The sequence below is a fragment of the Pseudomonas sp. SWI44 genome, assembly GCF_002947915.1.
Taxonomy (GTDB): Bacteria; Pseudomonadota; Gammaproteobacteria; order Pseudomonadales; family Pseudomonadaceae; genus Aquipseudomonas; species Aquipseudomonas taiwanensis.
Genome location: NZ_CP026674.1, coordinates 3,310,724 through 3,324,281, shown reverse-complemented (window position 1 = coordinate 3,324,281; position 13,558 = coordinate 3,310,724). Strand labels below are relative to the sequence as shown.

At 63.7% G+C, this 13,558-nt stretch carries 10 protein-coding genes; 6 read left to right on the top strand and 4 right to left on the bottom strand.

The genetic code is table 11. The annotated features are described in order from the left end of the window. The first annotated feature begins 131 nt into the window (after positions 1-131). Both C4Q26_RS15720 and C4Q26_RS15715 read left to right on the top strand, forming a co-directional pair. Complete coding sequence (locus C4Q26_RS15720; RefSeq protein ID WP_023382406.1) at positions 132-488, top strand: hypothetical protein; 357 nt, start codon at positions 132-134, stop codon at positions 486-488. 68 nt (positions 489-556) lie between these two features. Next, positions 557-1,054, top strand: coding sequence for a GreA/GreB family elongation factor (locus C4Q26_RS15715; RefSeq protein ID WP_027907645.1), 498 nt, complete (start codon positions 557-559; stop codon positions 1,052-1,054). Positions 1,055-1,083: 29 nt separating this feature from the next. On the opposite strand, the gene gdhA is transcribed toward C4Q26_RS15715, so the two are convergent. The 3 genes from gdhA to C4Q26_RS15700 all read right to left on the bottom strand — a co-directional run bounded on the left by gdhA (position 1,084) and on the right by C4Q26_RS15700 (position 5,117). Beyond that, positions 1,084-2,424, bottom strand: a complete 1,341-nt coding sequence (gene gdhA, locus C4Q26_RS15710; protein WP_023382408.1) for an NADP-specific glutamate dehydrogenase — start codon at positions 2,422-2,424, stop codon at positions 1,084-1,086. Between the two features lie 313 nt (positions 2,425-2,737). Beyond that, positions 2,738-4,405: an energy-dependent translational throttle protein EttA gene (ettA, locus tag C4Q26_RS15705; protein ID WP_023382409.1), complete on the bottom strand. Its 1,668-nt coding sequence runs from the start codon at positions 4,403-4,405 to the stop codon at positions 2,738-2,740. Between the two features lie 316 nt (positions 4,406-4,721). Next, complete coding sequence (locus tag C4Q26_RS15700) at positions 4,722-5,117, bottom strand: hypothetical protein (protein ID WP_023382410.1); 396 nt, start codon at positions 5,115-5,117, stop codon at positions 4,722-4,724. Between the two features lie 258 nt (positions 5,118-5,375). On the opposite strand from C4Q26_RS15700, the gene C4Q26_RS15695 reads away from it, so the two are divergent. The 4 genes from C4Q26_RS15695 to C4Q26_RS15680 all read left to right on the top strand — a co-directional run bounded on the left by C4Q26_RS15695 (position 5,376) and on the right by C4Q26_RS15680 (position 12,458). Then, a complete protein-coding gene (locus C4Q26_RS15695; protein ID WP_023382411.1) occupies positions 5,376-9,206 on the top strand; it encodes a bifunctional diguanylate cyclase/phosphodiesterase in 3,831 nt (1,276 codons plus the stop codon). A 187-nt stretch (positions 9,207-9,393) separates the two neighbouring features. Further along, positions 9,394-10,647, top strand: coding sequence for a serine hydroxymethyltransferase (gene glyA / locus C4Q26_RS15690; protein ID WP_023382412.1), 1,254 nt, complete (start codon positions 9,394-9,396; stop codon positions 10,645-10,647). Positions 10,648-10,786: 139 nt separating this feature from the next. Continuing rightward, positions 10,787-11,380, top strand: coding sequence for a hypothetical protein (locus C4Q26_RS15685; RefSeq protein ID WP_023382413.1), 594 nt, complete (start codon positions 10,787-10,789; stop codon positions 11,378-11,380). A 124-nt stretch (positions 11,381-11,504) separates the two neighbouring features. Then, entirely contained in the window at positions 11,505-12,458 is a 954-nt protein-coding gene (locus C4Q26_RS15680) for an arsenic resistance protein (RefSeq protein WP_104883283.1), read from the top strand. 183 nt (positions 12,459-12,641) lie between these two features. Here the strand turns inward: C4Q26_RS15680 and C4Q26_RS15675 are convergent, their stop codons facing one another. Then, the gene (locus C4Q26_RS15675) at positions 12,642-13,526 is read right to left on the bottom strand and encodes a homocysteine S-methyltransferase family protein (protein ID WP_177325269.1); all 885 of its coding nucleotides are present in this window, start codon (positions 13,524-13,526) and stop codon (positions 12,642-12,644) included. Between the last annotated feature and the right edge of the window lie 32 nt (positions 13,527-13,558).

The following is a 13,558-nucleotide window of genomic DNA, read 5'->3' as shown; positions in this document are numbered from 1 at the left end:
CATCGGCTGGCCCTGCAGGCGCGACTTTACCCGCGACCAACGTGACCCAACCGACTCTTTGACACTGTTTTGACGACTCCCCGACAAAACGCCACCTAGACTTTCCACGATCGTTGGGAGGTGTTGTGGATATGTCGCGGTACTGGTTTGGGTTGTGCATCGCCTTGCTGCTGACAGGTTGCGAAACCACCCATGAGCAAATGGTCAAGCAAGGTTATCCCCCCGCCTACGCCGACGGCTTCCAGGATGGCTGCAGCAGCGGTCGCCAGGCTGCCGGGCTGATGGTCGGCGATTTTCGCAAGGACGTGCCCCGCTACCTGCACAACCGGCAATATGAAAGTGGCTGGGACGATGGCTTTCGCCAGTGCCACGCCATGCAGGACAGCGAAGACCTGCGCCAGTACCGCGAGCGCTATTGGGATGAGCGTGACCGTGAATGGCAGCAGGAAAAAGACCGCGACGCGGGACGTGCCTATCGGCGCAACTAGGTCGCAAACGGACATCCCCCGAAACCACTGACCTGTCACCATGGTCCCCTGCATAAGGAGGCCCCAGCATGAGCCGAGCATTCGTCAACGAAGACCAGGCCGCCGCCCAGGCAGACCCGCCGGTAGAGCGCCTGGTGAGCGAGCAGCCCAACTACGTCACTGCCAACGGCCTGAACCAGCTGCACCAGCGGGTGGCCGCGCTCAATACCTTGCGCAGCGAACTACAGGCTCAAGGCGAGCGTGCCGACCAGCAACGCCTGGCCGATACCGAACGGGACCTGCGTTATTTCAGCGCGCGCGTACAGAGCGCGCAGGTGGTGCCTGCCGCGACCTCGCGCAGCAAGGTGCAGATCGGGAGCCGAGTGACGTTCGCCGATGAGCAGGGCCAGGAGCATTCGGTGCAACTGGTCGGGGAGGACGAGGCGGATGCCAGCCAAGGGTTGATCAACTGGGGCTCGCCGCTGGGACGGGCATTGTTGGGTTCAGCGCCTGGGGATGAAGTGTTGTGGCGACGGCCAGCGGGGGATCAACTGATCGAGGTCGTCGACATCGAAGGCGAACGGTAGGGGCCGCGCTGCGGCCCCCGGGCCTGCGATCAGACCACGCCTTGCGCCAGCATCGCGTCAGCCACTTTCACGAAGCCTGCGATGTTCGCGCCTTTGACATAGTTGACCTTGCCATCGGCCTCTTCACCGTAGTGCACGCACGCATGGTGAATCGACTGCATGATGTTGTGCAGCTTGCTGTCCACCTCGCCGGCGGTCCACAGCAGACGCATCGCATTCTGCGACATCTCAAGACCCGACACGGCCACGCCACCGGCGTTGGACGCCTTGCCCGGCGCGTACAGGATACCGGCGTCCAGGAAGATATCCACGGCTTCGAGGGTGGTCGGCATGTTGGCGCCTTCGGCTACGCAGATGCAGCCGTTTCGCAGCAAGGTGCGAGCGTCTTCGCTGTCCAGTTCGTTCTGCGTGGCGCATGGTAGGGCGATATCGCACGGCAGGCTCCACGGTGTCTGGCCCTTGCGGAACTCCAGGCCGAACTGGCTGGCCAGCTCGCTGATGCGGCCGCGCTTGACGTTCTTGAGCGCCATCAGCGCCTCCCACTGGGCATCGGTCAGGCCCGCTTCGGCGTACAGCGTGCCTTCGGAGTCGGACAACGAGATCACCTTGCCGCCCAGGTCCATGACCTTGCGCGCCGCATACTGGGCAACGTTGCCGGAACCGGAGATCGCCACGCGACGGCCGTCGATGCGCAGGTTCTGGCGCTTGAGCATTTCCTCGGCAAAGTACACGCAGCCATAGCCGGTGGCTTCCGGACGAATCAGGCTGCCGCCGTAGGTCATGCCCTTGCCGGTGAGTACCGAGGTGAACTGGTTGGCCAGGCGCTTGTACTGGCCGAACATGTAGCCGATTTCGCGGGCGCCTACGCCGATATCACCGGCCGGCACGTCGAGGTCGGCGCCGATGTGGCGGTAGAGCTCGCTCATGAAGGCCTGGCAGAAGCGCATGACTTCGGCATCGCTCTTGCCCTTGGGGTCGAAGTCCGAGCCGCCCTTGCCGCCGCCCATGGGCAGCGAGGTGAGGGAGTTCTTGAATACCTGTTCGAAGGCCAGGAACTTCAGCACGCCGAGGTTCACCGACGGGTGGAAGCGCAGGCCGCCCTTGTAAGGGCCAATGGCACTGCTCATCTGGATGCGGTAACCGCGGTTGACCTGGACCTTGCCCTGGTCATCGACCCACGACACTCGGAACAGCACCGCGCGCTCCGGCTCGACCATGCGCTCGAGAATCCCGGCCTGCAGGTAGCGAGGGTTGGCTTCGAGGAACGGCCACAGGCTGCGCAGCACCTCTTCCACCGCCTGGTGGAATTCGGGTTGGGCCGGATCGCGCTGTTTCAGGCGCGCGAGGAAATTGTCGACGGATTCGATCATGGTAGACATCTCACCAAGAGGGATTGGGCTTATTGGTTTTTTCTGGAATGTACCAAGAAGCAATCGCACTGGAACAGGGCGAAATGTCGTTTTTATGAAATTTTTTGGTGCGTATTATATAACTGTATACAAAATAGCCCTTCGGCGGCGGCCGCTCCGCGGCTACCCCACCCCCACAAGGAGCCTGCAAGTCCTGAGGTTAGCGCCGCATCTCCAGTAGCAAGAATGCCCGCGCATGAAGCCAACATCGCTTCCCAATCAGGCACAAAAATGGGGCCGCTAGGGCCCCATTCTTGTGCATCAAAAGACCGGCTTACTGGGCCAGTTTCTTGTGGCGTACACGGTGCGGCTGGGCAGCTGCGTCACCCAGGCGCTTCTTGCGATCGGCTTCGTACTCGGTGTAGTTACCTTCGAAGAACACCACGTTCGAGTCGTCTTCGTACGCCAGGATGTGGGTCGCCACACGGTCCAGGAACCAACGGTCGTGGGAAATCACGATGGCGGCGCCTGGGAAGTCCAGCAGGGCTTCTTCCAGCGAACGCAGGGTTTCGACGTCGAGGTCGTTGGACGGTTCGTCGAGCAGCAGGACGTTGCCGCCCTCTTTCAGGGTCAGCGCCAGGTGCAGACGGCCACGCTCACCGCCGGAGAGGTCCTTGACGAACTTCTGCTGGTCGCCACCCTTGAAGTTGAAGCGGCCAACGTAGGTGCGCGACGGGATCTCGTAGTTGCCGATGCGGATCATGTCGGAACCGTCGGAAACCTGCTGGAACACGGTCTTGTTGCCGTCCAAGTCTTCACGGCTCTGGTCGACGCAGGCCAGTTGCACTGTTTCGCCGATCTCGATGCTGCCCGAATCTGGCTGTTCCTTGCCCATCAACATGCGGAACAGGGTCGACTTACCGGCACCGTTACCGCCGATCACGCCAACGATGGCGCCCTTAGGCATGGAGAACGACAGGTTGTCGATCAGCACGCGGTCGCCATAGCCTTTGGTGACGTTCTTGAACTCGATGACCTTGTCGCCCAGGCGCGGACCGGCCGGGATGTAGATCTCGTTGGTCTCGCTGCGCTTCTGGAATTCCTGCGACTGCATTTCTTCGAAGCGTGCCAGACGGGCCTTGGACTTGGACTGGCGGGCCTTGGCGCCTTTGCGCACCCACTCCAGTTCCTCCTTCATGGCCTTCTCGTGGGCGCTCTGCTGCTTGGACTCTTGCGCCAGACGCTCGGACTTGGCCTCCAGCCAGCCCGAGTAGTTGCCTTCGTACGGGATACCGGCACCGCGGTCCAGTTCGAGGATCCAGCCGGCGACGTTGTCGAGGAAGTAACGGTCGTGGGTGATCGCCACCACGGTGCCGGGGAAGTCGTGCAGGAAGCGCTCCAGCCAGGCCACCGAGTCGGCGTCCAGGTGGTTGGTCGGTTCGTCGAGCAGCAGCATGTCGGGGGCCGACAGCAGCAGGCGGCACAGCGCCACGCGGCGCTTCTCACCACCGGACAGGTGCTCGATGCGGGCGTCCCAGGCTGGCAGACGCAGGGCGTCGGCGGCGACGTCCAGCTGACGCTCCAGGTTGTGGCCGTCGGCGGCCTGCAGGATAGCCTCCAGCTTGGCCTGTTCGGCGGCCAGCTTGTCGAAGTCGGCGTCGGGTTCGGCGTAGGCCGCGTACACTTCGTCCAGGCGCGCCTGGGCGTCCTTGATCACGCTGACCGCTTCCTCGACCACTTCACGGACCGACTTGGTCGGATCCAGTTGCGGCTCCTGCGGCAGGTAGCCGACGTTGATGTCAGGCATCGGACGGGCTTCGCCGTCGAATTCCTTGTCGACGCCCGCCATGATCCGCAGCAGGGTCGATTTACCCGCACCGTTCAGGCCGAGTACGCCGATCTTGGCGCCTGGGAAGAACGACAGGGAAATATTCTTGAGAATTTCCCGCTTCGGCGGCACGACCTTGCTCAGCCGATGCATGGTGTAGACGTATTGAGCCAAAACCAAGCCCTCTATCAGATAGGTAAAGACATCGACGTACGCCCCGGCCTTGTGACCAGGGGGATGTGTTTACGGGGGTGTCATTGAACAAAGTCGACCATTCTACGCCAAGACGCGGCATTGCGCAGGGTGGTCGGATGGTGGGATGAAGTTGCAGGGATCGAGCGCCGCTTCCAGCGTCCGTGACGGCCCTTTCGCGGGTAGAGCCCGCCCCCACAGGTTCGATCGTTTGCCGGACCGCACCCGCTTGGGGGCAGCCCATTGCTGTGGGAGCAGGTTTACCCGCGCATTGGCCCTTACCGGCTCGATAAGGGTGTCAGACGTGACGCTGCTTGGCCTTGCCCCGCGGCAAGCGGCAACGGTCGCCCTGCTCGGCAAGACGCGCGGCCCAGGCGGCCTTGACGCTGAAGCCACCGCGACGGGCAGGCTGCTCGGCGGCCTTGGCCGGCTTGCCGACCGGCGCGCTCACGACCTTGGCGGCTGGCTTGGCAGCGACGGACTCGACGGCCGGCTCTGCAACCGCCTTGGCAGTTTTGCGCAGCTCGGCCAGCGACGGGCTCTTGCTCTTCGGCGCGCTAGCCGCGCCAGATTTGTCCAGCGAACGCTGGCAAGACTTGCAGGATACGTCCTCGGTCACGGCAGTGCTGACAAGGGTCTGACTGCTGCGCCCGCAGGCGGAATCGAGGCCATTGGTGGAATAGTGGGTAACCAAAACCGAACATCTCCGATGCGTTGTCATTGAAGCGGCCGGCATTCTCGCACAGGTTGCAGGGGCTTGCCGAACCCCCCCAGCGGGCGACGACCGTCGGCACAGGACAGCAGCGCTGGCACTTTGCCATAATGATTGGCATGCTAGCCCCTTTCCGGTGTCCCGCCGTATAGTGCGCCACGCCAGCACGGCCACGGCCTTGCGGCACACACCGTGCATGATCAAACCCTGCCATCGCCAGCCCAATTGCAGGACCACCGCTTGACCGATCTCACACACTCGCCCTCGCTGCGACCTGCCTCCTCCGCTCCGGCTGCGTCCGTGCGCGGCTCGGTCAAAGGTGCGCTGGCCCTGCTGGCCCTGGTTCTGCTGGGTTTGCTGCTGTGGCAGCTGTTCGCCCAGTTCCATCACACGCAGGCGGAGCTGCGTCAACAAAGCCTGGCGACCAGTGCCGACCTGGCGGACCACCTGGGCCTGAACATGGCGCTCAAAGCCCAGGAGGCTGTGAATGTGGTCCAGCCCTACGTCAAAACGCCGACGCCCGCAGCACTGCCCAGCCTGCTGCAAACCCTGCGCGAACGCCTGCCCGAGCTGCGGGAACTGGCCTGGCTCGATGCTGCCGGTAACGTGCGCGGCGACAGCCTGGCGGGCAGCCCAGACCGCCAGTGGATTGACGAGCTGGTCGAACTGGCCAAGGGCCGCGCCTACTTTTTCTCCAACTCGGACGATAACCGTACCGTCTACCTGCTGTTGCGCCAGTCGACCGAGCAGGATCGCGGTTACTGGCTGCTGCGCCTTGCGCCCTCCTACTACAGGACCCTGACGATTCACCTCGATGGCGTAAGCCACCCCTTGTGGCTGCTGGAAAACAGCCGCAGCGGCGATGTGCTGGAGCGCCATGCCCCGGTGCAAACCAGCAATGAGCCGTTGCAAAGCGTCATGCTGGCTTTCATCGACAACAGCGCATGGCAGTTGCGCGGGCTGTTCGATGCCGGCCTGGCCCGGCAGAAGCTGCTGCCGGCGCTGATCGGCAAATGCATGCTGGTGCTGTTCTGCGCGCTGCTGCCGGTGCTGGCATTGATCAACATGCGCCGACGCCAGCAGGCCCTGCAGGAGGACCGCCGCCGCTACCAGGACATCTTCGAGGGCACGGGCGTGGCCTTGTGCGTGCTCGACCTCTCCAGCCTGCCCGGCCAGCTCGACCGCTACCACCTGCGCAACCTGGCCGCGCTCAAGCAAAGCCTGGCGCTGGACCCGAACCTGCGCCGCGCCCTGCTGCTGGAACTGAAAATCACCGAAATCAACCAAGTGGCGCGCCAGTTGCTCAATGTCGACTGCAACGAAGGCGCCTGGCAGCGCCTGATCGACGGCAGCGGCGATGGCCGCGACAGCGTCGGCATGCAACTGATCGACGCGCTGATCGAACAGCGCCCTGTGCTGGAACTCGAAGTCCGCCTGCCCGCCCCGCTCGGTGGAGAACTGCACCTGTGGCTGATGGCCCGCCTGCCGCAGCAGCGGCGCAACTACCAGGCGGTCATCCTCAGCATCAGCGACATCACCAGCCGCAAGCAGGTAGAGCTGTCGCTGCTCGAACGCGAAAGTTTCTGGTCGGACGTGGTACGCACCGTACCCGACCAACTGTATGTGCAGGACGTCTTCAACAAGCGGATGATCTTCAGCAACCGCCACCTCGGCCAGACCCTGGGCTATGACCGCAGCGAGCTGGCGCAGATGGGCGACCGCTTCTGGGAGCTGCTCCTACACCCCGAAGACGCCGAACACTACAAGGCACTGCTTCAGCATCAACGCGAGACCGGCCACAGCGAGTCGCTGCATTGCCAACTGCGCTTCCGCCACCGCGACGGCAACTGGCGCTGCTATGAGATTCGCGAACAGGTGCTGACCCGCGACGCCGATGGCGTCGTCACCCGTATCATCGGAGTGGGCAAGGACGTGACCGTGCAGATCGAGGCCAGCCAGTCTCTGCGCGACAGCGAACAACGCTACCGCATGCTCGCCGAGAGCATCAGCGATGTGATCTTCTCCACCGACAGCCAGCTGCAGCTCAACTACGTCAGCCCGTCGGTGCATGCCGTGCTGGGCTACCGGGCCGAGTGGATCTTCGAGAACAGCTGGCAGTCGATCGTCGCCAACCCGGCCCAGCTCACCGGCATCTATAGCCTGATGGAACGGGTCAGCAAAGCCATGGGCGACCGCGAACAGCTGGCGCAGCTGCGCAGCCAACTGCCCTCCCAGCTGTTCCTGTTCGACTGCCTGCGTGCCGATGGCCGCAAGATTCCCATCGAACTGCGCCTGGTACTGGTGTGGGACGAGCACGAGCGCTTCGAGGGGGTACTGGGGGTTGGCCGCGACATCAGCCAGCAGCGCCGCGCGGAAAAAGACCTGCGCATGGCCGCCACGGTATTCGAGCACTCGACTTCGGCCATTCTGATCACCGACCCGGCCGGCTACATCGTCCAGGCCAACGAAGCGTTCAGCCGCGTCAGCGGCTATGCGGTGGAGGAAGTACTCGACCAACTGCCCGGCATGCTGACCGTCGATGAGCAGCAGGAAGGCCACCTTGCCTACGTGCTCAAGCAATTGCACCAGCGCGGCAGTTGGGAAGGCGAAGTGTGGCTCAAGCGTCGCAATGGCGAGCCGTACCCGGCATGGGTCGGCATCACCGCCGTGCTCGACGACGAAGGCGACCTGGCCAGCTACGTGTGCTTCTTCACCGACATCAGCGAGCGCAAGGCCAGCGAGCAACGCATTCATCGCCTGGCCTACTACGATGCCCTGACGCACCTGCCCAACCGCACATTGTTCCAGGACCGCCTGTACAACGCGCTGCAGCAGGCCGATCGGCAGAAGGCCTGGGTGGTGCTGATGTTCCTCGACCTGGACCGCTTCAAGCCGATCAACGACTCCCTCGGCCACGCCGCGGGCGATCGCATGCTCAAGGACATGGCCCTGCGCCTGCTGGCGTGCGTCGATGACGACGACACCGTGGCGCGCATGGGCGGCGACGAATTCACCCTGTTGCTGCAACCGCGCGCCACCCGTGAAATGGCGCTCAACCGCGCCATCCACGTGGCCGAAAACATCCTCGCGAGCCTGGTGCGGCCGTTCGTGCTGGAAAACCGTGAGTTCTTCGTCACCGCCAGTATCGGTATCGCCCTCAGCCCGCAGGACGGCAGCGAACTGAGCCAACTGATGAAGAACGCCGACACGGCCATGTACCACGCCAAGGAGCGCGGCAAGAACAACTTCCAGTTCTACCAGGCCGAGATGAACGCCAGTGCCCTGGAGCGCCTGGAACTGGAAAGCGACCTGCGCCATGCCTTGGAGCAGAACGAATTCATTCTGTACTACCAGCCGCAGTTCAGCGGCGACGGCAAGCGCCTGACCGGTGCCGAAGCGCTGCTGCGCTGGCGCCACCCCACCCGTGGCCTGGTGCCGCCGGGCGATTTCATTCCGGTGATCGAGGAGCTGGGCCTGGTGGTGGATGTGGGTGACTGGGTGCTGCGCGAGGCCAGCCGCCAACTGAAGGCCTGGCACAAGGAGAAAGTCCGTGTGCCGAAGGTGTCGGTGAACATTTCCGCACGGCAGTTCTCCGACGGCCAGCTGGGCACGCGCATCGCCACCATTCTGGAAGAGACCGGCCTGCCGCCGGCGTGCCTGGAGTTGGAGCTGACCGAAAGTATCCTGATGCGCGAGGTCAACGAGGCGATGCAGATTCTCGACAGCCTCAAGAACCTTGGCCTGAGCATTGCCGTCGACGACTTCGGCACTGGCTACTCGTCGCTCAACTACCTCAAGCAGTTCCCCATCGACGTGCTGAAGATCGACCGCACCTTCGTCGATGGCCTGCCCGAAGGCGAACAGGATGCCCAGATCGCCCGGGCGATCATCGCCATGGCCCATAGCCTCAACCTGGCGGTGATCGCCGAAGGCGTGGAAACCCATGAGCAGTTGGAGTTCCTGCGTGAGCACGGCTGCGACGAAGTGCAGGGCTACCTGTTCGGACGGCCGATGCCGGCCAACCAGTTCGAGGCGCAATTCAGCAACGAAACGCTGTTCATGTTCCAGTGATCCGATGCCAGCACAGAGGCGGCGGAAAACGGACTTTCGAGTCAACTCACGCCCCCAGCCAGCCCAGACACGGCGCGGGATCCAACATGAAGTCCATTGGTCCGCGACTTGATGCCACTTCATATGCCAGGCGCGAATCAATCGGTTAGAATGCCCCCCCAATTCACCCCGATCCTTGAGGACCGCCATGTTCAGCCGTGATTTGACCATTGCCAAGTACGACGCCGAGCTCTTCGAAGCCATGCAGCAAGAAGCTCTGCGCCAGGAAGAGCATATCGAGCTGATCGCTTCGGAAAACTACACCAGCCCGGCAGTCATGGAAGCCCAGGGCTCGGTCCTGACCAACAAGTACGCCGAAGGCTACCCAGGCAAGCGCTACTACGGTGGCTGCGAATACGTCGACGTGGTCGAGCAACTGGCCATCGACCGTGCCAAGCAGCTGTTCGGCGCCGACTATGCCAACGTCCAGCCGCACGCCGGTTCCCAGGCCAACGCTGCCGTCTACCTGGCCCTGCTGTCGGCCGGTGACACCATCCTGGGCATGAGCCTGGCGCACGGTGGCCACCTGACCCACGGTGCTTCCGTGAGCTCTTCGGGCAAGCTGTACAACGCCATCCAGTACGGCATCGACGCCAACGGCCTGATCGACTACGACGAAGTCGAGCGCCTGGCCGTCGAGCACAAGCCGAAGATGATCGTTGCCGGCTTCTCGGCCTACTCGCAGGTTCTGGACTTCGCCCGCTTCCGCGCTATCGCCGACAAGGTCGGTGCCTACCTGTTCGTCGACATGGCCCACGTTGCCGGCCTGGTTGCCGCTGGCGTGTACCCGAACCCGGTTCCGTTCGCCGACGTGGTCACCACCACCACCCACAAGACCCTGCGTGGTCCGCGTGGCGGCCTGATCCTCGCTCGCAAGAACGAAGAGATCGAGAAGAAGCTGAACTCCGCCGTCTTCCCAGGCGCCCAAGGCGGCCCGCTGGAGCACGTCATCGCGGCCAAGGCCATCTGCTTCAAGGAAGCCCTGCAGCCTGAGTTCAAGGCCTACCAGCAGCAAGTGGTGAAAAACGCCCAGGCCATGGCCAGCGTGTTCATCGAGCGTGGTTTCGACGTCGTTTCCGGCGGCACCCAGAACCACCTGTTCCTGCTGTCGCTGATCAAGCAGGAAATCTCCGGTAAGGACGCTGACGCCGCGCTGGGCAAAGCCTTCATCACCGTCAACAAGAACTCGGTACCGAACGACCCACGTTCGCCGTTCGTCACCTCGGGCCTGCGTTTCGGCACCCCAGCCGTCACCACCCGTGGTTTCAAGGAAGCCGAGTGCCGCGAGCTGGCCGGCTGGATCTGCGACATCCTGGCTGACCTGAACAACGAAGCGGTCATCGATGCCGTGCGTGAGAAGGTCAAGGCCATCTGCAAGAAGCTGCCGGTTTACGGCAACTGATTGGCGATTGCCTGATGTGAAGAAGCCCGGCCTCGTGCCGGGCTTCTTCGTTTCTGCGCCCTGTACGGAACCCGTTCCGCGTGGGCTAGCCCGGCAAAGCCCCCTAGCCTGAGGCCTCCCCAACCTAGTGGAGCCTCCCATGACCGATCACGTCGCACACTCGTTCACCGCCACCCTGGAAGTGGCCGAGTCGCCCATCAACACGCTCGGCAGCATGACCACAGGGCAGGTAGCCCTCGACAGCCCACAGCAAACGCCAGGGTATGCCGTGCAAGGGAACCGCACCCTTGGACTGCTCAATGGCTCGGACGCCGACTGGCAGCACGGCCAAGAGCTGGGGCTGGTCAATTTCGACAAAGGCGAACAGCCGGTCGCGCTGGTGCTGTATTTCCGCCATAGCGACGCCGGTTATCGGCTGTACGTTCGCAGCGGCCCCCACTTCGGTGAAGGGGTGTTCACCACCTCCGACGGTTTGGTCAATGTCGAACCCATTGGCAGCCAGGACCCGGCGCTGTGGACTTTGACCGATGTGCAGCTGGGCGAGCCGTTCGATGTCACGCAGCTGGAAGAAGGGCGTCGGGAAATCCAGTTGGTCAATGCCAAAGGGCATGGCCTGGAGATCCACAACCTGTATCCAGTGGGTGGGTTCCTGGCGTGCCATCAGGCTGCGGAGCACAGCACCGTGAGCCTGGTGATCAAGGCGCGTGGTGTGGATTGGGCGAACCTTGGTTGAGCGTGTGCTCATCGCCGGCAAGCCGGCGCCAACAGGCGGCATGTCACCTGCGGGCGCTGGCTTGCCAGCGGCCAGACCCGCACAATAGCCACGCCTTGCGTACCCGCGATCACAGGACCTCGCCTTGACCAGAGAGCAACTCGAAACCCAGCAGATTCCGATCTACTTCGCCACCGTCGCCGTCGCCCTCACCTTCGGCCTGCTGGCCCCCGACACCGCTCACCCTCTGCAAGCGCTGGTTACCCCGGCCATTGCGGTATTGATGTATGCGATGTTCCTGCAAATCCCCTTCCTCGACCTGCGCCAGGGCCTGGGCAACCGCCGCTTCATGGCCGCGCTGCTGCTCGCCAACTTCGTTTTCGTCCCACTGCTGGTCTGGGCGACTACCCGGGGGTTGGTCGAGCATCCGGCAATTCTTGTCGGCGCCCTGCTGGTGCTGCTCACCCCCTGCATCGACTACGTCGTGGTGTTCACCCACATTGGCCAGGGCGATTCGCGCCTGACCCTGACCGCCACCCCCCTCCTGCTGCTGTTACAACTGGTGCTGCTGCCGGTTTACCTGGCGTTGATGCTCGGTGCTGGCGCACGGGTGACGATCGCCATCGCCCCGTTCATCGAAGCCTTCGTACTGCTGATCGTGCTGCCGATGGTACTCGCCGTGCTCACCAGCATCGGCGCCCGTCGCTCCCGTGCCGTGGCGACATGGAACGACGCCTGGGCGTGGATGCCGGTGCCGGCGATGGCGTTGGTACTGCTGGTGGTGATCGCTTCGCAGATCACGGTGGTGATGCGCGACTTCGACAGCCTGTTGCCGGTGATTCCGGTGTATATCGGCTTCATGCTGCTGGCGCCGGCCCTCGGCTTGGTGTCTGCGCGACTGTTCCGCTTGCCAGTGGCCGAGGCGCGCTCGGTGACCTTCAGCGCATCGACCCGCAACTCGCTGGTGGTGCTGCCTCTGGCATTGGCGCTGCCCGAGGAAATACGCGCATTGGCAGCGGCTGCCGTGATCATGCAGACCCTGGTGGAACTGGTGAGCGAGCTGATCTACGTCAGGGCCGTGCCACGGCTGGTGCGGTGAGCCCAGCTCGACGCCAACTCAGGCCACTGCCGGTGTGGCACCGCCCTCCCGCCAGGCAGCGGGCAATCCACGAAAGCCTCCAGGCAAACCGATGCCTGGACACCCGGGCCTCAGCGATCCGCGCCCCGATGGCCGAGTGCGGGCGTACGTTGCCTGTACAGCAGCCGCCCGCCCTTTTCAGCTTCAGGCCAGATGGCGTTTCAGCTCGGCGATGTGCTCCGGGCCGATGCCACAGCAGCCACCGATCATGCTCGCACCGCGCTTGCGCCAGTCATTGGCCCAGGCCAGGTAGCCGGGCGGGTCAAGGTCTTCGCGCAGTTCATCGAGGCCGTCGTTGGCGGTGGCTTCCTTCGGCTGCGGCGGGAAGGCATTGGCATAGGCGCCAATGACGATATCGGCAGTGTGTCGCTCGATCACCGAGCGCGCGACATCCACCGCCGCGCCAATCACCTCAGGCTGGCTGCAGTTGAACAGCACCGCGTCGGCCCCCAGGCCAACCACGGCTTCGATGGCATCGGCCACCGGCTCGCCGGAACGCAGGCGCGGGACGTCGTCGACTTCTTCGTCCTGCAAGGTGAACGAGACCCAGAACGGCTTGCCGTCTTCCGGCAGGTGGGCATGGATGGCCCGCACTTCGGCAACCGAGCTTTGGGTTTCCGCCAGCCACAGGTCGACATGCGGGGCCAGGCCCTGCAGCAGCGGGGACAGCACTTCCTCTACTCGCTCGGGCTGGAACAGGTCTGGGCGATACGAGCCGAACAGCGGCGGCAGCGAACCGGCCACCTTGACCGGATGCGCCCCTGTATCGGCGGCGTGACGTGCCAGCTGGCCGGCGATCGTGGCCAGCTGGCGGCCTTCCTTGGCAAAACGCTCCTCGCCGATGTGGAACGGCACCACCGCATAACTGTTGCTGGTGATGACCTGGGCCCCTGCGGCAATGAACGCTGCGTGCACGCCCACCACCGCTTCGGGCGCCTCGCTCAGCGCCAGCGCCGACCACTCCGGCTGGCGAAACGGCGCGCCACTGCGCTGCAGTTCACGGCCCATGCCACCGTCCAGAATCACCATCGCTCGCTGTTTCATATAACTACTCTGAAGGT

What these genes read in the sequence shown, in the direction of transcription:
- C4Q26_RS15685 (WP_023382413.1), top strand. Translation starts at nt 10,787, where the DNA reads ATGACCGATCACGTCGCACACTCGTTCACCGCCACCCTGGAAGTGGCC.
- C4Q26_RS15715 (WP_027907645.1), top strand. Translation starts at nt 557, where the DNA reads ATGAGCCGAGCATTCGTCAACGAAGACCAGGCCGCCGCCCAGGCAGAC.
- C4Q26_RS15675 (WP_177325269.1), bottom strand. Translation starts at nt 13,526, where the DNA reads ATGGTGATTCTGGACGGTGGCATGGGCCGTGAACTGCAGCGCAGTGGC.
- C4Q26_RS15720 (WP_023382406.1), top strand. Translation starts at nt 132, where the DNA reads ATGTCGCGGTACTGGTTTGGGTTGTGCATCGCCTTGCTGCTGACAGGT.
- glyA (WP_023382412.1), top strand. Translation starts at nt 9,394, where the DNA reads ATGTTCAGCCGTGATTTGACCATTGCCAAGTACGACGCCGAGCTCTTC.
- gdhA (WP_023382408.1), bottom strand. Translation starts at nt 2,424, where the DNA reads ATGATCGAATCCGTCGACAATTTCCTCGCGCGCCTGAAACAGCGCGAT.